Raw genomic sequence first — 19,827 nt, 5'->3', positions numbered from 1 at the left:
GCCCTAACTTTTGTTGAGTTAAGGCTTTTTTTGATAATATTTATAATTGTTCTGGTGATAATGCAACTAGCGATTGTAGCCACTGGTTTAATTGTGTATCGTCAGCGTCAACTGTAAATGGTGTTGTAGAATAAACAACGGCAACATTCTGCCAATCGAGTGCACCATGACTGATGAATGACTTTGATAAGTCTTGAATATTTGCATTGGTAACCGTCGCCAATTGGCTAGTTCCTGCGAAACGACTAAGGTACCAATTTACAGCTAGTTGTTGACTAACAACACTGGTAATATCCACATCCTTGTTTGTCAGACGAACCGCATTTTTAGTAGGCAACGCTGGCACTTCTTTTATAATAAAATGAGAAAACTTTGACCACTGACCCACAATAATTGCATAAAATTGCCAAGGTACTTTACTAGCAATTCGAGCTAGTGTCTGGATCGTTATCTTATCCATGTCCCATAGATTACTATCTACAGTACTGGTAGCTGTTTGTTGACCCCATTCCGCTAAAAAGCGTTGCATCGTTTCATCAACTAAAGCAGACGTTGCATGTTGCGTTAATACATAGCGACCTTGCAAAAAATCAGCTACTTCTGAAAGATCGATCTCAGCATTTACTTGACGTTGTGCACGCTGTTTCAACTGACGACTTTTTTTATTAGTGCTTACTCCTGCATAATGTCCTTGTTTAACCACAATATACCTCTTTTATCACCTATCTGCTCGACTAAGTAGCCAAGAAACTAGGATAACGACAATGACCGCCCCAATAATCGATGGGATAAGCGCCATGCCTGCAACGTTTGGCCCCCATGATCCCAATACTAACTCACCAAGCCATGAGCCAACTAGACCAGCAACAATATTGGCAATCCAACCCATGGAACCACCATGTTTTGTCACAGCCCCTGCAATAGCACCAATAACGGCACCAACAATAAGTACCCAAATTAAATGAAACATCGCTATCTCCTTTCTCATCCTAAACTATCGTCACAACCTGTGTTACAATAAGCAGAAACAGGGAGGACAATATCATGTACTTAACATTTTCTGACACTGCTCTACAGCGTATTTCACCCTTGGTAACGACAGATACCCGCATCGCACTTGATTTGGACGATGGTGTTGGTCCATTTTCAAATTCTGCCACATGCACCTTTGATGTCGCGTTCAACTTGGTTCTTTGCCAAGCTAGTGATTTATCAGATGATTTTAATATGACCATTGATAGCGACTTAGGTCCTGTCTATATCAAAGATTATACAACAGAACAGTTAGACTCTGCACTTAATTTAGACGTTGATCATTATCTTCGTTATAAGCTTTCAGGGCCATCTGGTATTTTAGATCCTAACGTGACACTACGTAACTTGCAACCAGTTGGTTAACATAAATAAAGTAGCATTAAAGAATACATTTAAAAGTTGGGACAAAAGCAAATGTTCCAACTTTTTTTGCTAAAATGCCTTCAAAACGGTTTTTGTCCCGCTCTCCCTTTTTATCTATTTGCCAAATCATACTCTAGCTGCTGTATTTTATTTATCAAAGCATCTTCAATAATTTTGTGTCGTGCCAGTTCTTGTTTAGCAATCTCCGGCTGCTGTGTTGGTGTTAGTAACGTAGACTGACCTTGTTGCTTTGCTACCTGATGTAATTGCTCATTTTCCTGACGCAATTGATCAATTTCTTCAGCCATCAACTGCATCGTTTCCTGTAACTCCGTCGCTTGTGCTTCATAAATTTCCGCACCCGTACGCCATTTATCAGCTTCTTGTTGTGCCTCATGTAAAGCATCGACCAATTGTTTAACTTGTTCTTCCATTGTTATTTTCATCTTGGCATCCCCCTCAAAATGATTGTATAAAAAAAGCCATTCACTATGGAATGACCCTGAGACTCCGAATGTCGGGCTCGAACCGACGACAGCACGATTAACAGTCGTGTGCTCTACCAACTGAGCTAATTCGGAATGATGCATCGCGATGTCCTATCCTCGCAGGAGGCGATCCTCCAACTACTTTTGGCGCTACTGAGCTTAACTGCTGTGTTCGGTATGGGAACAGGTGTGACCTCAGTGCCATCATCACGACACGATATGATGCCGTAAGCACATAACTTACAGTTAATAATCATATCTTGAAATACTGACTTTGTCAATACTTTAGTATAAAAGAGAGTATGTCAAAAGCGCTTTACATTGTGGATTCAGCTTTTGTAAGCACGTTTTAACAGAGTGTATTAAAAGCGCTTTACTTGTTTGCTACGCTTTCTCGTAAAATATCATGCAAACGCTCATATAAAATACCAACTCTTAAACCACTGGTTGAAAAAGTAATTTTTTCAGAATCTAAATAATTCATTAAGAGTATAACCGGTATTAAGCCACCGACAATAATATCAGCACGGTCTTTACTAATTCCTGGTACATCTTTTCGTCCATCAAAATCAAGACTGATGATATCCTCAAAGGTCTTATTCACCTGTGTATCTTTAATTTGATAACCATGGACATCCTCCATGTTAAACAAATGATCCCGGCGGCGATTAATCTTTGCAAGTGTTCGATTACTTCCACCCAAACCGATAATTGGCAAATTCAAACCATTCTTTAACCACCAAACATTTTGGAAGATTTCATTAATTGAAATGACTGCTTTAAATAATTCTGAAGCAGAAATATGATTACCAAGGTCATATTCGGAAGAAATAGTAACAGATCCAATTGGAATACTAATAAGGTTTGCTACTTTACCGTTTTGAACTAACACAATTTCAATACTTGCACCACCAGTATCAATCAGAATAGCATTGGTGATTGGTAACGTCTCTGTGACACCAATGTAGTCATAATAAGCCTCTTGCGTACCTGAAATAACTTCCAAATCAATGCCAATCTCTGACTTCACCTGTTTTAAAAAGGCCTTTTGATTTGATGCTTGTCGTACCGCTGCTGTAGCTACAGCACGAATATTGACATCATCTAATTTTTTGTAGACATCATTAAATGAACGTAGTGCCTTCATTGTTCGTTCAATAGCTGCTGGTTTCAAGACTTTTTCTTCACCCATATCTTCAGATAAACGCACAAATTCTTTCATATGAGTTACTGTTTCATGTGTGCCATCTTCATTAATACGAGTAATTGTCATTCTAACTGAATTCGATCCCAAATCAATAACTACAAAATTTTCCATTAAAATCCCCTTCTACTATTCTACCTACTATTGCTACTCACTTAATGGGTCGTGCTGATTTTCCGGACTGAGCATTGGTTGAAACTGATTTGGATTTTGCTTATGCGAATCAGACTGTTGTTGTTCTGCCCATTGTGTTGCCTGAATCGCAAAATAATCCTGTGCATCTAATGAAGCCCGTCCACGACGATCCACTCGACTATAAGTGCCATCTGCACCAAGAACTCTTGTCTTCACGTTATCGTCCCATAGCGTACGATAAATCGACAATACACGACGAGCTAAATCTGGTTGTTCAATAGGAAACAATTGTTCGACTCGTCGATTTAAGTTTCTCGTCATTAAATCAGCTGATGACAAATATACTTGCTTTTCGCCTTCAAAATCAAAAATATAAATCCGACTATGCTCCAAAAAGCGCCCAACAATTGAATGTACTCGGATCGTTTCACTAATCCCTTTAATACCTGGTTTCAAACAGCAAATGCCCCGAATAATTAAATCAATTGCCACCCCCTCATGAGAGGCTTCATACATTTTAGCAATCATTTCTTGATCAGACAAAGAATTCATCTTCATCTGAACATGGACAGGTCGTCCAAACTTTGCATAATTAATCGCTTGATCTAATTTATCAAGAATAAACTCACGGATACCATTTGGCGAAATGTGTAGCTTATGGAAATAGGGTGGACGTGAATATCCCGATAACATATTAAATATATTCGTGACATCAATTCCAATATTGTTATTTGCCGTTAGCAAGCCAATATCCGTATAGAAATGGGCCGTGATATCGTTATAATTCCCAGTACCTAAATGAACGTACCGTCTGATGCCACTTTCTTCACGTCGCACTACTAGGGACAATTTAGAATGCGTTTTTAACCCAACCAAGCCATAAATGACGTGACAACCCATGCGCTCAAGTTGACGAGCCCAATGAACATTGTTCTCTTCATCAAATCGCGCTTTAACTTCAACCAAAACAGTGACCTGTTTACCATTTTGGGCAGCACGTCCTAAGTATTTGATAATTGGTGAATTACCTGAAACACGATATAAAGTCATTTTAATTGCTAAAACATCCTTATCAATTGATGCTTGGCGGATAAATTCCACCACCGAATCAAATTTATCATATGGATGTTGCATTAAACGATCGCGTTCTTTTATTGCTTCAAAAATATTATGCTCTGCATTAAGTGCAACATCTTGATAAGCCTGAAATGGTGCATATCTCAATTCGTCTTTCCCAGTAACTGCACTAGAAAGTTTCCCTAAGAAATTTAAATCAACAGGCCCATTAACTTCGTACACAGAATCTTCATCCGTACCTAGTTCACGTACTAACCGTTTACGTAGTTTTTTACTAATATCAGATTCAACTTCTAGTCGAATCACTTTTCCATGTGCACGTAATGTTAATTGTTGCTGTACTTCTTTCAAGAGATCAGACGTATCTTCTTCAGCAACATCTAAATCCATGTCACGAATAACACGGAAAGTAGAGACTTCATGAATCTTGTAGTTAACAAATAACTGATCAACAAATCGCTTAATAATATCTTCTAGCAAGATAAAATCATTTTCTGCCGCAGGTAACTTTACAACACGTGGAAAAATACTAGGCACTTGCAAGGTTGCATACAGCGATTTATCACTCCCCTTTTTGCTTAATCGTAGTGATAAGTTGATCGTATCATTACCAATAAATGGAAAAGGTCGTGACGTATCGTCTGCCATAGGCGTTAACACTGGATATAGTTCATCATGAAAGTAGCTCTTTATGAATTCAAATTGGTCATCAACAAGATCATCAGCCTTTAATAAATTAATTCCCACCTGCTTGATTGCTGGTAATAAAATTCGATTCAACGTGGTATACTGCTTAATCAATTGTTCATGTGCTTTATCGTTAACAGCCTTTAATTGTTGTTCTGCGGATAAACCTGATGCATCACGTCCATCCCACTTTACCTCAATTAACTTTGCTAAGGATGCCACACGAACCATCACAAATTCATCCATATTACTCTGAGTAATCCCTAAAAATTTTAGTCGTTCTAATAATGGATTATTCTTATTTCGTGCTTCCTCAAGCACACGATCGTTAAAATCTAGCCAGCTTAATTCACGGTTTGTATAAAAATGTGGATCTTCATAATCTATTTTTGCCATTACTTAACCCCCCTTTGTTTTAGCACCGCTTTTAGACCATATGTCTCTTGAAAAAATTGACTTTTTGAATTAAAAATCCAATTTTCATAGGCCAAATTAGCATTACTGTACGCTGAAATGACCACACTTTGGCTTTTAATTGATACAGAAATTTTCTGGATTTTTTGCTGCCGATCATCATCCAATGCATCTGCTAACCTAAGAATCGCTGCTAACTTTGAAATCAAACGCCTATTTTCTGCAGATATTTGACTAAAGTGACTTAAATCTTCACTTGGTGTTGTCGCACTATGATATTTTGCGATTGCAGCAATAATTTCCAATTCTTCACTAGATAAACCGATAATATCCGAATTTTTAATAATATATTCAGAATGTAAATAATGAGAATGAACCCCAATATAATTCCCTACATCATGTAGGATAGAGGCAATTTCTAACAAAACTCGTTCACGTTTTCCCAAAGTATGTAACGGTTTTAATTGATTAAATAAATGAAGTGCAAATTTTGTGACAAGTTCACGATGGACTGGTTCAACATCATAATGATTCGCAAGATTAATTGCCATCGTAGTCATTTGCTTCGTAAAATCATGTTTTGAAAAACCTAACGCAACTTCCTCATCATTCACAATGCCATCAATAATTCCCGAGTCTGAAAAGCTTATTTGCTTTGCACCAGTTAATTGAATAATTCGCCGAATTAATAATAACTCTGGCAATATAAGTGGTACTGCATCCTCATTGACTTGTAGCTGATCCGTCAAGTATTGATCTGACGCATCAACAATGTCATCAACCAAGTCATTAAAAACTGAAATTGAAAAAGCCGGTTCTAGTTCTTTCTTGATATAATGCGTCACCACATTTTTTATGGGTGATGTCCCAAGTAAAATAATTTGTGAATCTTCTTTCATTGTTACATTTACAAGACTTCCAATATCGAAGTCTTTTAACTTACTGTCAATATAATCATTTAAAACACTAATTGAATTCGGGGCAGATTGGCGAAGACTTTGTAAATCCTCCGCAATTTTTATTGGACCGAGCGCAAAGTTAGTGGATGTCACAAATTTGCCACTATCATAACGTGTAACTGAAGTATTTCCTGAAGTAATACCAACTAGATAAACAATATGATTTTCTTTTTCAAGCTCTAATGAAACATTCTGATTACGATAGTACACTTCATCGCTCATTGATAACCAACGAATTTCAATACCAGTGTGTAAGAAAAATTGATCCGCCATAAAGTCAGCATTAAGAGCCTGTGACAAGGCCTGACTCCCCCACAATTGATAATTTTCCACCCCATAATCATGTAAAATCTGAATAAACCCAGTTAATGCTTCCACAATTTTATTAACTGATTCAAATCTTACTGGATGTTGACGATAAACATCATCACCTAGATTAATTTCTTTTGTTACTTTTTCAAGAGATTTATGTGTTTTTAAATTAACAATCAACAATTCTACACCAGTAACATTGACTGTCATTACTCCAAAATATTTTTGAGTCATGTGAAATCTCCCCAATTCAACATTTTTCTTTCCAAATTATAATTCTTATATGATAGTATACAATAAATTCTAAAATTTAATCTTCCAAAATGGATTAATGACATAAAAAATATAGGCTTAAATATTTAAAGACCCCGAATTAACCAAATATTATTGGTTGATTCGGGGTTCAATCGGTTGAGATAATTTTTCCACACTAAATGGTTTTATTTGGTAATGTTTGTTGATACGAAAAGATAATCAATTAATTATTCTTAATAAGGTAAATTTCCATGAAAGTTTGATTCACGTAAAATTTGAATAGTTGTTGAGATACTCAAAACAATTGCAACAATAAAAAGGGACACAATAATGATACATAGGCTAATAATAAATACATTTAATAACAGACTCAAAAGTATCACCTCTCTTAAAAGAGCTCACAAACTCGACCTAGTAGTACCTATCTTTAACACGTCATCGATTCAACTTAATTATTACCTTAACACCTCCTTACTTACCTTCATTCTAACATTGAAAATTCATAATGGAAGTGTTGTGTTTAATTATATAGTTATCAATTGATATTTTTTATACAAAAAAACTCCCATAAACCTTGTTATAAAGGCTTATGGGAGTTACACGCATGCCGACTGGGGGATTCGAACCCTCGACCTACGGTTTACGATACCGTTGCTCTACCAACTGAGCTAAGTCGGCAATTACTCCGAATGTCGGGCTCGAACCGACGACAGCACGATTAACAGTCGTGTGCTCTACCAACTGAGCTAATTCGGAATGATGCATCGCGATGTCCTATCCTCGCAGGAGGCGATCCTCCAACTACTTTTGGCGCTACTGAGCTTAACTACTGTGTTCGGTATGGGAACAGGTGTGACCTCAGTGCCATCATCACGACACGTTTTTTTATTGAGTGAACTTAGTTCCCTCAAAACTGAATCATAATTGCGATTTTTTGCCTTACACCACTTGCTACTTGGTTAAGTCCTCGAACCATTAGTACTAGTCCGCTCCATGCGTCACCGCACGTCCACTTCTAGCCTATCTACCTCATCATCTCTGAGGGGTCTTACTTCATTGCTGAATGGGAAATCTCATCTCGAGGCGAGTTTCACACTTAGATGCTTTCAGCGTTTATCTCATCCGTACATAGCTACTCAGCGATGCTCCTGGCGGAACAACTGATACACCAGTGGTACGTCCACCCCGGTCCTCTCGTACTAAGGGCAGCTCCTCTCAAATTTCCTACGCCCGCGACGGATAGGGACCGAACTGTCTCACGACGTTCTGAACCCAGCTCGCGTACCGCTTTAATGGGCGAACAGCCCAACCCTTGGGACCGACTACAGCCCCAGGATGCGATGAGCCGACATCGAGGTGCCAAACCTCCCCGTCGATGTGGACTCTTGGGGGAGATAAGCCTGTTATCCCCAGGGTAGCTTTTGTCCGTTGAGCGATGGCCCTTCCATGCGGAACCACCGGATCACTAAGCCCTACTTTCGTACCTGCTCGACTGGTAAGTCTCACAGTCAAGCTCCCTTGTGCCTTTACACTCTGCGAATGATTTCCAACCATTCTGAGGGAACCTTTGGGCGCCTCCGTTACCTTTTAGGAGGCGACCGCCCCAGTCAAACTGCCTGCCAGACACTGTCTTCCACCACGCTGAGTGGTGTGAGTTAGAGTGTTCATACAACGAGGGTAGTATCCCACGTTTGCCTCCATCGAAACTAGCGTCCCGATTTCTACGGCTCCTACCTATGCTGTACAAGCTGCACAAACACTCAATATCAAGCTACAGTAAAGCTCCATGGGGTCTTTCCGTCCTGTCGCGGGTAACCCGCATCTTCACGGGTCTTTAAATTTCACCGAGTCTCTCGTTGAGACAGCGCCCAGATCGTTACGCCTTTCGTGCGGGTCGGAACTTACCCGACAAGGAATTTCGCTACCTTAGGACCGTTATAGTTACGGCCGCCGTTTACTGGGGCTTCAATTCGTACCTTCGCCGAAGCTAAGCACTCCTTTTAACCTTCCAGCACCGGGCAGGCGTCAGCCCCTATACGTCATCTTACGATTTTGCAGAAACCTGTGTTTTTGATAAACAGTCGCCTGGGCCTATTCACTGCGGCTCAGCTTGCGCTGAGCACCCCTTCTCCCGAAGTTACGGGGTCATTTTGCCGAGTTCCTTAACGAGAGTTCACTCGCTCACCTTAGGATGCTCTCCTCGACTACCTGTGTCGGTTTGCGGTACGGGCAGGTAAACACTAACTAGAAGCTTTTCTCGGCAGCGTGACATCACAGACTTCCCTACTTTATTTCGGTCCCCATCACAACTTGTCCGTATAAGTGCAAGCATTTGACTCACACTAAGACTTATTGCTTGGCCCAGCATTTCCAGCCGCTGGGTTCTGTTAGCCTTCTGCGTCCCTCCATCGTTCAAACATGTTCACCTGGTACAGGAATCTCAACCTGTTAGCCATCGACTACGCCTTTCGGCCTCGCCTTAGGTCCCGACTAACCCTGGGAGGACGAGCCTTCCCCAGGAAACCTTAGTCATACGGTGGACAGGATTCTCACCTGTCTTTCGCTACTCATACCGGCATTCTCACTTCTAAGCGCTCCACCAGTCCTCACGGTCTGACTTCATTGCCCTTAGAACGCTCTCCTATCGCGCCACTGATGTGGCACCCGTAGTTTCGGTGGTGTGTTTAGCCCCGGTACATTTTCGGCGCAGAATCACTCGACTAGTGAGCTATTACGCACTCTTTAAATGGTGGCTGCTTCTGAGCCAACATCCTAGTTGTCTATGCAACTTCACATCCTTTTCCACTTAACACACACTTAGGGACCTTAACTGACGATCTGGGCTGTTCCCCTTTCGACAATGGATCTTATCACTCACTGTCTGACTCCCGGACATACGTGATTGGCATTCGGAGTTTATCTTAATTTAGTAACCCGAGATGGGCCCCGCACCAAAACAGTGCTCTACCTCCAACACGCTATCTTCCGAGGCTAGCCCTAAAGCTATTTCGGAGAGAACCAGCTATCTCCAAGTTCGATTGGAATTTCACCGCTACCCACACCTCATCCCAACATTTTTCAACATGTACGGGTTCGGGCCTCCAGTGCGTTTTACCGCACCTTCACCCTGGACATGGGTAGGTCACCTGGTTTCGGGTCTACAACAACATACTAAAACGCCCATTTCAGACTCGCTTTCGCTACGGCTCCGGTCTTTCCACCTTAACCTTGCATGCTATCGTAACTCGCCGGTTCATTCTACAAAAGGCACGCTATCACCCATTAACGGGCTCTAACTTGTTGTAGGCACATGGTTTCAGGAACTTTTTCACTCCCCTTCCGGGGTGCTTTTCACCTTTCCCTCACGGTACTGGTTCACTATCGGTCACTAGGGAGTATTTAGCCTTACGAGATGGTCCTCGCAGTTTCCGACCGGATTTCACGTGTCCGGCCGTACTCAGGATCCTACACGGGAGTTTGCTTACTTTCGCATACGGGGCTATCACCCTGTTTCGCTCAGCTTCCCAGCTGATTCTGCTAATAAACAAATTTGTAACTCCACAACGGTAGTCCTACAACCCCAGAGTGCAAGCACTCTGGTTTGGGCTCCTCCGCGTTCGCTCGCCGCTACTGACGGAATCGATTTTTCTTTCTTCTCCTGTTGCTAATGAGATGTTTCAGTTCACAACGTCTACCTTCGTTTAACTATGTATTCATTAAACGATAACTTGCATCACAAGTTGGGTTCCCCCATTCGGAAATCCCCGGATCACAGCTTACTTACAGCTCCCCGAGGCATATCGGTGTTAGTCCCGTCCTTCATCGGCTCCTAGTGCCAAGGCATTCACCATGCGCCCTTAATAACTTAACCGATCAACTGTCGTTGATGATTTCGTTTGAGTATTGTGACTCGATGGTCACAAGCGATTTTAAACTTATTTAAAAAACTCAAAAAATTACGCGGTGTATTTTTTCGGCTCAATTTAATTGATATGATCAATTATAATGAATTTAAAAATTTACAATTATGATTCAGTTTTCAAAGAACTAATTAACAACCAGATGGTTGTTATGGAGAATATCGGGTTCGAACCGATGACCCCCTGCTTGCAAAGCAGGTGCTCTCCCAGCTGAGCTAATTCCCCATATCATGGGACTGAGAGGACTCGAACCTCCGACCTCACCCTTATCAGGGGTGCGCTCTAACCAGCTGAGCTACAGTCCCAGAGATTCGACTCTCTGTCTTCATTGAGTGTAAACCACTCAAAACTAAATATCGTTTCGTTGAATGTGTAGGTTTCCGATTTTCCTTAGAAAGGAGGTGATCCAGCCGCAGGTTCTCCTACGGCTACCTTGTTACGACTTCACCCTAATCATCTGTCCCACCTTAGACGGCTGGCTCCTAAAAGGTTACCCCACCGGCTTTGGGTGTTACAAACTCTCATGGTGTGACGGGCGGTGTGTACAAGACCCGGGAACGTATTCACCGCGGCGTGCTGATCCGCGATTACTAGCGATTCCGACTTCATGTAGGCGAGTTGCAGCCTACAATCCGAACTGAGACATACTTTAAGAGATTAGCGCACCCTCGCGGGTTGGCGACTCGTTGTATATGCCATTGTAGCACGTGTGTAGCCCAGGTCATAAGGGGCATGATGATTTGACGTCATCCCCACCTTCCTCCGGTTTGTCACCGGCAGTCTCACTAGAGTGCCCAACTGAATGCTGGCAACTAATAATAAGGGTTGCGCTCGTTGCGGGACTTAACCCAACATCTCACGACACGAGCTGACGACAACCATGCACCACCTGTCACCTTGTCCCCGAAGGGAACGTCCTATTTCTAGGATTAGCAAGGGATGTCAAGACCTGGTAAGGTTCTTCGCGTTGCTTCGAATTAAACCACATGCTCCACCGCTTGTGCGGGTCCCCGTCAATTCCTTTGAGTTTCAACCTTGCGGTCGTACTCCCCAGGCGGAGTGCTTAATGCGTTAGCTGCGACACTCAAGGGCGGAAACCCTCGAACATCTAGCACTCATCGTTTACGGTGTGGACTACCAGGGTATCTAATCCTGTTTGCTACCCACACTTTCGAGCCTCAACGTCAGTTACAGTCCAGAAAGCCGCCTTCGCCACTGGTGTTCTTCCATATATCTACGCATTTCACCGCTACACATGGAGTTCCACTTTCCTCTACTGCACTCAAGTCATCCAGTTTCCAAAGCCATTCCTCAGTTGAGCTGAGGGCTTTCACTTCAGACTTAAATAACCGTCTGCGCTCGCTTTACGCCCAATAAATCCGGATAACGCTTGGAACATACGTATTACCGCGGCTGCTGGCACGTATTTAGCCGTTCCTTTCTGGTAAGATACCGTCACACACTGAACAGTTACTCTCAGTGCCGTTCTTCTCTTATAACAGTGTTTTACGAGCCGAAACCCTTCATCACACACGCGGCGTTGCTCCATCAGGCTTGCGCCCATTGTGGAAGATTCCCTACTGCTGCCTCCCGTAGGAGTATGGGCCGTGTCTCAGTCCCATTGTGGCCGATCAGTCTCTCAACTCGGCTATGCATCATCGCCTTGGTAAGCCTTTACCTTACCAACTAGCTAATGCACCGCGGGTCCATCTCTTAGTGATAGCAGAACCATCTTTCAACCAACAACCATGCGGTTGTTGGTATTATACGGTATTAGCACTTGTTTCCAAATGTTATCCCCTGCTAAGAGGTAGGTTACCCACGTGTTACTCACCCGTTCGCCACTCTTTGTCAGATAAAATCAAATCAGAGCAAGCTCTTCATATCAGTTAAAGACAAAGCGTTCGACTTGCATGTATTAGGCACGCCGCCAGCGTTCATCCTGAGCCAGGATCAAACTCTCATTTTAAAAGCTTGAGTATAACTCATTTGTTATTTGTTGTTTAACAGAAGTTAAACGAATTTACTAGCGAATTGACTTCGCAAATGTTTTTGTATCAAGTAAAATACGTGATGACCCTACACATTTGTTTCATCGAAACGATATTCAGTTTTCAATGATCTACGTTGCGTTTCACAACTTAGTTAGTATATCAATAATCTAAGCAATTGTCAACAACTAAGTTTTATAACAAATCTTTCACAAGACTTGCGTTTCACAACTTAAACTATATTACAGTATGTTCATTTGAATGTCAATACTATAATTTAGATAAGTTTTGATGTCTTTTGAATTGATTTTTTCATCACTTCCAAAACCCAACTTTTATATAATACGACTATGATTGAGAGAATGCAAGCTTTAATTTGAATTTTATATCATTTAATTTTAGTGCCTAAATATTCTTCATCTGCTTATCAGATAAGCCACACATCAATAAAAAAGCTGAAACAGAATTTTCTATCTGTTTCAGCTTTTTATAGATACAATATTTTTTTCGTTCTGATATCTTAACGCATTGTTGGGAATAACAAGACGTCACGAATCGTATCAGCATTTGTTAGCAACATTACCAAACGATCGATTCCGATACCCAAGCCACCAGTAGGCGGCATACCATACTCCAAAGACTCAATAAAGTCTTCGTCGATACCTTCGGCTTCATCGTTTCCTGCTGCCCGTTCAGCTGCTTGTGCCTCAAAGCGCTCGCGTTGATCAATCGGATCATTTAACTCAGTAAAGGCATTGGCATATTCACCGCCCGAGATAAACAACTCAAAACGTTGCGCAAAACGCTTATCGTCATCACTCTTCTTAGCTAATGGTGACACTTCTACTGGATGTCCGTAGACAAAAGTTGGTTCAATCAATGTATCTTCAACAAAGTCCTCAAAGAATTCATTAATAATGTGACCAACACCCCAGTATTGTTCATACTTAACACCCTTTTCGTCAGCAATTGCACGGGCTTCTTCAACCGTGTAATCTTGCCAAAAATCAACACCGGTCTTTTCCTTGATTAAGTCCACCATGTGCTTACGTGCGAATGGCTTAGCCAAATCAATCGTGTGTTCTTGATAAGTAATAATCATATCATCGGCAACAACCTTTGCAGCAGCCTTAAAGATATTTTCAGTTTCAGTCATGACATCGCCAAGATCCCAAAAGGCAGCATAAGATTCCATAACTGTAAATTCAGGATTGTGTTTTGGATCCATACCTTCGTTACGGAAGACACGCCCAATTTCATAAACACGCTCCATACCACCAACAATTAAACGCTTCAAATGTAGTTCAAGCGCAATACGCATGTACAAATCGATATTCAAAGCATTGTGGTGTGTAATGAATGGTCGTGCAGCAGCCCCACCAGCAGCATTTTGAAGCATAGGTGTTTCTACTTCTGTAAAGCCATCACCATCCATGTACGCACGAATAGCAGAAATAATCTTTGAACGCTTTTGGAAACGATCAAATGAGTCATCATTCGCAATCAAATCTAAATAACGCTGACGATACTTTGTTTCAACATCGGTCAACCCATGGAACTTATCTGGCAAAGGACGCAAAGCTTTTGAAAGGTGCGTAATTGCAGTCACATTTAATGACAATTCTCCTGCACGGGTCTTCATGATAGTTCCTTTGAAGCCCAACCAATCACCTAAATCTGATTTTTTAAACCATTCATACGTTTCTTCACCAACTACTGGTTTTTGGACAAACACTTGAATACGTCCTGAACGATCCTTAATATCAGCAAAACTAATTTTACCTGAACGGCGCTTTGTCATCATGCGTCCAGCAATTGCTACTTCATTTGCTTGTGCTTCTAAATCTTCACCTGAAACATCATCATATAATGCGTGTAATTCAGATGCCATGTGTGTCCGATCAAAACGGTGACCAAATGGATCGATACCTGCATCACGCAATTCGGTCATTTTTTCACGGCGTTTGATCATTTGGTCATTTAACGACACTTGTTGGTCAGCCATATTCCTATTCCTGCCTCATTTTTTCTTTATTGATTCTCTGGTGCTTCCACCATACATAATTATAAGTTTGCCAATCTTCTGTCCATTTTGCAAGTCTCAGGACTAATTTTACAAACCATTTGCATCCTTACTAGCAATAATTGCCTGCAACTCGTTTTCGTCGAAATTAATAATTTTACCAGTAAACCGATCGATAATTTCAACACCATGATCTTCAGCTAATATTTCTTGTAATTCTGTAAGTGGTAACGTTGCCAACATCCGAGCATAGTCATGCTTTGCAATTCCTGGGTAAAGATTTACCTCAGTTGTTGACAACACTTTCACTTGTTCTTTACCAAACAAATTATTGAGTAAATCACTTGGCGTAAATCCTTCAAGCATCTGTGTGGAAATAGCTGGGAAATTAGCCAATTTATCTTCTAATGCAGCAATATCCTCATCCGTAGCATCAGGTAATGTCGAAACCATAAATCCTCCGGCCGTGACAACAGTGCCATCCGGATCGACCAATACAGACACCGCTACGGCCGAAGGGATTTGCTCTGATTTGGCCATATAGTAAGTTAAGTCATCCCCAATTTCACCAGTCACTAGGGCCACTTGCCCTGTAAATGGCTCATTTGCTCCAAAATCTTTTGTTACTGATAAAAATCCATCTGTACCAACGGCATTCGCTACGTCAGGTTGTCCCTTAGGTGTCAAAGGTAAGGTCACCTTTGGATTAGTCACATAACCACGAACCTCACCCTGAGCTGATGCCTCGACAACAACTTTTCCTGCTGGTCCTTGACCATCAATACTGATAGCTAAGCGTTCATCTCCCTTAAGGATCGCATTTGACACCATTAATGAACCAAGCAATGCACGTCCTAAAATCGTAATTCCCAGTTGTGAAGCGTCATGAAATGTGGCAACTGTTTTCATCATATCAGTTGCTTCAATTGCAATCGCACGAAACTTACCATCATCCGTTATCGCACGTATTAATTTATCTGCCATATTGATGTCCTTTTCTGATTGTTTTTCCGTTATCAAGTGTAACACAAAAAAAGAGCCCAGGAATGTATTCCTTAGCTCTTTGATACTACCTATTTATCAAACATTAAGCACGATCATCATCATTGTCTGATGAATCATCGTCAGGTGTCAATGACTCTGAAGCAACTGCCTTTTCAGACTCAACATCTTCAGTCAATTTATCATTTGCAGCCTTCTTGGCTTGCTCATATGACATCGGTGTTGATTCATCAGCCTTAGAACCTGTTTCATCCGGCATCTTACCAGTGTTGAACAAACTCAAAATTTGCTTCTCATCCAACGTCTCGTACTCTAGCAAAGCTTGCGCAATGGCTTCATGCTTGTCCTTATACTTAGTAATAATATCTCGGGCTGTATTGTAACCCTCAGTTGTGATACGACGTACTTCTTCATCAACCAAACGTGAAGTCGTATCTGAGTATAGTGGTTGACCATATTGTTGGCCACCATCCTTCTCTAACTGGACCATACCAAGCTTATCAGACATACCATATTGTGTAACCATTGCACGGGCAATGCCTGTTGCTTGCTCAAAGTCGTTTGAGGCTCCTGAAGACTGTTGATTAAATATCAATACTTCAGCAGCACGACCACCCATCAAACCAGCAACCTGATCCATAGCGTCCGTCTTACTCATCAACATTTGATCTTCACGAGGCAACATGATTGCATACCCGCCTGCACGACCACGAGGAACAATCGTTACCTTATGCACAACGCGCGCCTCGTTTAGTACAAGACCAACAATGGCGTGTCCAGCCTCGTGATAAGCAACCGTCTTACGTTCTTTAGCTGAAACAACACGATCCTTCTTTGCTGGACCAGCAATGACACGATCTTCAGCTTCATCCAAATCCTTACCCGTAATCGTATTGTTATTCTGACGAGCAGCTAGCAAAGCAGCTTCGTTCAGCAAATTCTCCAAGTCAGCTCCAACGAATCCAGGTGTTTGCTTAGCAATTTCCTTCAAGTCAACACTTGAATCTAATGGCTTATTCTTCGCATGAACCTTCAAGATTGCCTCACGACCCTTAATATCAGGACGACCAACCAAAATCTTACGATCAAAACGACCTGGACGAAGCAATGCTGGATCAAGCACATCAGAACGGTTTGTGGCCGCCATGACGATAACACCTTCATTACCTTCGAATCCATCCATCTCAACCAACATTTGGTTCAGCGTTTGCTCACGTTCATCGTGACCTCCGCCCATACCATTACCACGTTGACGTCCAACCGCATCAATTTCATCAATAAAGATAATTGATGGTGCTGCCTTCTTGGCATTTTCGAACAAATCACGAACACGACTTGCTCCAACACCAACGAACATCTCAACGAAGTCAGAACCAGAAATTGAAAAGAATGGTACGCCAGCTTCACCAGCAACAGCCTTAGCTAGTAAAGTTTTACCAGTTCCGGGAGGACCCTCTAGAAGTACACCTGATGGTATACGAGCACCTAACTTAAGGAACTTCTTTGGATCCTTTAAGAATTCAACAACTTCGACCAATTCTTGCTTCTCTTCTTCAGCACCTGCGACATCAGCAAAGCGCTTTTTGTTTTCTGATGGATCAGCCGGCTTAGCCTTTGACTTACCAATCCCCATCATATTGCCACGGCCACCTTGACCACCTTGGTTCATACCACCCATCATTAGGTAGAATAAACCAACCATCAAGATTAATGGCAAAATAGTTACAAGAAATGTTCCCCAGAAATTAGTAGGCTGAGGCTTTGTGGTGATATCGGTATCTGCTTTTTCAGCAATCTTTTGTACGTTTGCAATAACAGTATCACTACCAACCAACTTGGTCTCAAAGGAAGTTGCCTTACCTGATTGACCACCACCTAATAATGCTGTAAAGGCATCACTATTGCTAGAACTTTTACTTGATTGTGCTTTTGTGTACTCACCCTTAACGTTGTAAACCCCATCGCCAGGTTGAATCGTGACTTTATCAATCTTTTTGTCACGTAACTCCGTCATAAATGTTGACGTAGAGATAGTCTTAGTATTTGAGGTCTGTGTGGGCCCGGCTACCCAATATATCAACCCCATAATACCGAGGACTACGATTACGTAAAACAAACTATTTCGGACAAAATTTCCGTTTCGTTGGTTTTTCATCAATTCCTCCTATAGATAGCAATAGCAGTTACTATCTTATATTATGTACGATCTTACTAATTAATTTTTCAGTTTAAATTAGTGATTTGGTGTGATATCCACCGTGTCAACAATATCAGCATGTTGTGGATCATAAACTTCACGCTTCAAAACCCCTACATATGGTAGATTACGGTATAACTGTTTGTAATCCAGTCCATACCCTACCACAAAGGCCTTTGGTACGTCAAAGCCAACATAATCAACAGTTGCTTCGACAACTCGTCCATCTTTTTTATCCAATAGACTAGCCGTTTTTACTGATTTTGCACCACGACTCTTTAATAACTCAATCATGAACTTCAGCGACCGACCTGTATCAACAATATCTTCCATAATAATAATGTCACGTCCATTAATATCAGTCTGTAAATCTGTTACCAAATCCACATTACCTGATGATGAAATGCCACCATTATAACTAGAAACATCGATAAACTCGACTTCTGCATATTGCATATGACGCATCACATCAACTGTCCACAAGACAGCACCCTTCAGTACTGATAGAATAATTGGTGTCCGTCCTTGATAGTCAGCAGCTAATTGTTCGCCAACTCGTTTGGCAGCTTTTGCAATATCTGCCTCGCTATACAATACCCGTTCGATATCATTATTCATGTCCGGCTGGTTCATGTTTTGTTAATCTCCTAAATCTTAATTCCCCTACTGTTACATAGATTTAAGAATACCATGTTTAACCCCAAATGTTTAGTCAATAACTAAAAGAACTGAAAAAGTTTTAACTTTTCACCAATCTTAACCATTGATGATCCCTTATGAGCTGTTTATAGTCATTTAACTGAATACTGCCAGTAGCGACATTTTGATTTCTCATTAGTTGAATGGTCTGTCGCAACTGTCGATCTTTAACGTCAAACACTTCTTGTTTTTGTAACCATTGTTGTAGGACTAGTAGTAATTGTTCCGTTGGTAATTCCCAATCTAATACACCTGCTTCTAACGCTGCCACATATTGCTTAATTTGTGGATTCGCTAGTGCCTGTAAAGCTGTTAATTGGTCAGCAAAATCAATGATGTGAGCCACAGCTTGTTTATTTATGTACTGTAGGTCAGGAATAACCGCATTTCTCAGTCGATTACGTGCATATTGCTGATCATCATTTGTATAATCGTCAATCCATTCTTGCACAGGTTCCTTAATTAAATCCTTCAATTCTAGCTTAGAAAGACTTAAAAATGGTCGTACAAGCTTCAGCCCATTGGTAAGCGTTTGTTTTTCTGGCATCCCAGTTAACTGCTCTAACCGACTGCCGCGCGCTAATTTATATAAAATTGTCTCGACTTGATCATTTCGGTGATGCGCGGTCACAATACTGTTTGCACCGACTTGCTCAGCAACCGAAAACATCACGCCATACCGTTTTTCGCGTGCCTTTTCTTCTACTGAAACGGTGGGTACTTCTGACCAATCCAACTTTCGTATGGTTGCTGATTGTAAGTGTGGCGTATGTGCAAACACTTTCCTGACTAATTCTTCTTCCTGTTGCGCATCAGAACGCAGTTGATGATTAATGTAGATAGCACTAACTTGTGGTTGCAGGTCTGTCGGCAAATCACCTGCAGTTAGCCATCTTAATAATCGTAATGAATCTTGCCCGCCTGATACAGCGACCAATACATGATCGGTGGCATCAAACAACTGCTGTTCACGAAGATGGCGAATTAAGTTAGCTCGTAAAACTCTAGGTTGCATTCCTATACACTTACTCCTTTTTTGGACTAACTTTATTATATGCTAAAAAGA

Annotated in this window: 12 protein-coding genes, 5 tRNA genes and 4 rRNA genes; 1 reads left to right on the top strand and 20 read right to left on the bottom strand. The window is 41.4% G+C overall.

Translation table 11 applies throughout. The features are described from left to right. Window positions 1-40 precede the first annotated feature (40 nt). Both QRX23_RS00690 and QRX23_RS00685 read right to left on the bottom strand, forming a co-directional pair. The gene (locus QRX23_RS00690) at window positions 41-703 is read right to left on the bottom strand and encodes a hypothetical protein (RefSeq protein WP_330155581.1); all 663 of its coding nucleotides are present in this window, start codon (window positions 701-703) and stop codon (window positions 41-43) included. Between the two features lie 15 nt (window positions 704-718). Further along, window positions 719-970, bottom strand: a complete 252-nt coding sequence (locus QRX23_RS00685; protein WP_251939542.1) for a GlsB/YeaQ/YmgE family stress response membrane protein — start codon at window positions 968-970, stop codon at window positions 719-721. A 74-nt stretch (window positions 971-1,044) separates the two neighbouring features. Here QRX23_RS00685 and QRX23_RS00680 point away from each other — a divergent pair, with 74 nt between their 5' ends. Next, complete coding sequence (locus QRX23_RS00680) at window positions 1,045-1,398, top strand: iron-sulfur cluster biosynthesis family protein (protein ID WP_002828866.1); 354 nt, start codon at window positions 1,045-1,047, stop codon at window positions 1,396-1,398. Window positions 1,399-1,508: 110 nt separating this feature from the next. Here QRX23_RS00680 and QRX23_RS00675 read toward each other — a convergent pair whose 3' ends face one another. The 18 genes from QRX23_RS00675 to tilS form a co-directional block, all read right to left on the bottom strand. Next, complete coding sequence (locus QRX23_RS00675; protein ID WP_251939539.1) at window positions 1,509-1,844, bottom strand: hypothetical protein; 336 nt, start codon at window positions 1,842-1,844, stop codon at window positions 1,509-1,511. 62 nt (window positions 1,845-1,906) lie between these two features. Then, window positions 1,907-1,979, bottom strand: a tRNA-Asn gene (locus QRX23_RS00670). Window positions 1,980-1,984: 5 nt separating this feature from the next. Beyond that, a 5S ribosomal RNA gene (rrf, locus tag QRX23_RS00665) occupies window positions 1,985-2,101 on the bottom strand. Window positions 2,102-2,259: 158 nt separating this feature from the next. Then, window positions 2,260-3,204 (bottom strand): Ppx/GppA family phosphatase, encoded by a 945-nt coding sequence (locus tag QRX23_RS00660; RefSeq protein WP_330155580.1) that lies wholly within the window; start codon window positions 3,202-3,204, stop codon window positions 2,260-2,262. 33 nt (window positions 3,205-3,237) lie between these two features. Further along, on the bottom strand, window positions 3,238-5,385 hold the full coding sequence (locus tag QRX23_RS00655; RefSeq protein WP_330155579.1) for an RNA degradosome polyphosphate kinase: 2,148 nt from the start codon (window positions 5,383-5,385) through the stop codon (window positions 3,238-3,240). Then, window positions 5,385-6,908 carry a Ppx/GppA phosphatase family protein gene (locus QRX23_RS00650; RefSeq protein WP_251939532.1) on the bottom strand — a complete coding sequence of 508 codons (1,524 nt, stop codon included), beginning with the start codon at window positions 6,906-6,908 and terminating at the stop codon, window positions 5,385-5,387. Before QRX23_RS00650 ends, QRX23_RS00655 begins: the two co-directional genes overlap by 1 nt. 626 nt (window positions 6,909-7,534) lie before the next feature. Beyond that, a tRNA-Thr gene (locus QRX23_RS00645) sits at window positions 7,535-7,607 on the bottom strand. A gap of 5 nt (window positions 7,608-7,612) precedes the next feature. Then, window positions 7,613-7,685, bottom strand: a tRNA-Asn gene (locus QRX23_RS00640). 5 nt (window positions 7,686-7,690) lie between these two features. Further along, a 5S ribosomal RNA gene (gene rrf, locus QRX23_RS00635) occupies window positions 7,691-7,807 on the bottom strand. A 77-nt stretch (window positions 7,808-7,884) separates the two neighbouring features. Then, window positions 7,885-10,800: ribosomal RNA gene (locus QRX23_RS00630) — 23S ribosomal RNA — on the bottom strand. 201 nt (window positions 10,801-11,001) lie between these two features. Further along, window positions 11,002-11,074: transfer RNA gene (locus tag QRX23_RS00625), tRNA-Ala, on the bottom strand. Window positions 11,075-11,080: 6 nt separating this feature from the next. Further along, window positions 11,081-11,154, bottom strand: a tRNA-Ile gene (locus tag QRX23_RS00620). An 89-nt stretch (window positions 11,155-11,243) separates the two neighbouring features. After that, window positions 11,244-12,818: ribosomal RNA gene (locus QRX23_RS00615) — 16S ribosomal RNA — on the bottom strand. The 16S, 23S and 5S rRNA genes sit together here with 4 tRNA genes alongside, the layout of an rRNA operon. A gap of 542 nt (window positions 12,819-13,360) precedes the next feature. After that, a complete protein-coding gene (gene lysS / locus QRX23_RS00610; protein ID WP_150191571.1) occupies window positions 13,361-14,845 on the bottom strand; it encodes a lysine--tRNA ligase in 1,485 nt (494 codons plus the stop codon). Between the two features lie 108 nt (window positions 14,846-14,953). Beyond that, entirely contained in the window at window positions 14,954-15,847 is an 894-nt protein-coding gene (gene hslO / locus QRX23_RS00605; protein ID WP_330155578.1) for an Hsp33 family molecular chaperone HslO, read from the bottom strand. 103 nt (window positions 15,848-15,950) lie between these two features. Further along, complete coding sequence (gene ftsH, locus QRX23_RS00600; RefSeq protein WP_330155577.1) at window positions 15,951-18,020, bottom strand: ATP-dependent zinc metalloprotease FtsH; 2,070 nt, start codon at window positions 18,018-18,020, stop codon at window positions 15,951-15,953. Between the two features lie 78 nt (window positions 18,021-18,098). Then, on the bottom strand, window positions 18,099-18,695 hold the full coding sequence (gene hpt / locus QRX23_RS00595) for a hypoxanthine phosphoribosyltransferase (RefSeq protein ID WP_251939523.1): 597 nt from the start codon (window positions 18,693-18,695) through the stop codon (window positions 18,099-18,101). Between the two features lie 106 nt (window positions 18,696-18,801). Continuing rightward, window positions 18,802-19,776: a tRNA lysidine(34) synthetase TilS gene (gene tilS, locus QRX23_RS00590; RefSeq protein WP_330155576.1), complete on the bottom strand. Its 975-nt coding sequence runs from the start codon at window positions 19,774-19,776 to the stop codon at window positions 18,802-18,804. Between the last annotated feature and the right edge of the window lie 51 nt (window positions 19,777-19,827).

This window comes from Weissella paramesenteroides (genome assembly GCF_036327715.1).
Lineage (GTDB): Bacteria > Bacillota > Bacilli > Lactobacillales > Lactobacillaceae > Weissella > Weissella paramesenteroides.
Note: the sequence above shows the minus strand (reverse complement) of the source record. Positions and strands in the feature narration are given on the sequence as shown.

Coding starts and splice junctions, on each gene's coding strand:
- QRX23_RS00685 (WP_251939542.1), bottom strand. CDS start 970: ATGTTTCATTTAATTTGGGTACTTATTGTTGGTGCCGTTATTGGTGCT.
- QRX23_RS00680 (WP_002828866.1), top strand. CDS start 1,045: ATGTACTTAACATTTTCTGACACTGCTCTACAGCGTATTTCACCCTTG.
- QRX23_RS00675 (WP_251939539.1), bottom strand. CDS start 1,844: ATGAAAATAACAATGGAAGAACAAGTTAAACAATTGGTCGATGCTTTA.
- QRX23_RS00660 (WP_330155580.1), bottom strand. CDS start 3,204: ATGGAAAATTTTGTAGTTATTGATTTGGGATCGAATTCAGTTAGAATG.
- QRX23_RS00655 (WP_330155579.1), bottom strand. CDS start 5,385: ATGGCAAAAATAGATTATGAAGATCCACATTTTTATACAAACCGTGAA.
- QRX23_RS00650 (WP_251939532.1), bottom strand. CDS start 6,908: ATGACTCAAAAATATTTTGGAGTAATGACAGTCAATGTTACTGGTGTA.
- lysS (WP_150191571.1), bottom strand. CDS start 14,845: ATGGCTGACCAACAAGTGTCGTTAAATGACCAAATGATCAAACGCCGT.
- hslO (WP_330155578.1), bottom strand. CDS start 15,847: ATGGCAGATAAATTAATACGTGCGATAACGGATGATGGTAAGTTTCGT.
- ftsH (WP_330155577.1), bottom strand. CDS start 18,020: ATGAAAAACCAACGAAACGGAAATTTTGTCCGAAATAGTTTGTTTTAC.
- hpt (WP_251939523.1), bottom strand. CDS start 18,695: ATGAACCAGCCGGACATGAATAATGATATCGAACGGGTATTGTATAGC.
- tilS (WP_330155576.1), bottom strand. CDS start 19,776: ATGCAACCTAGAGTTTTACGAGCTAACTTAATTCGCCATCTTCGTGAA.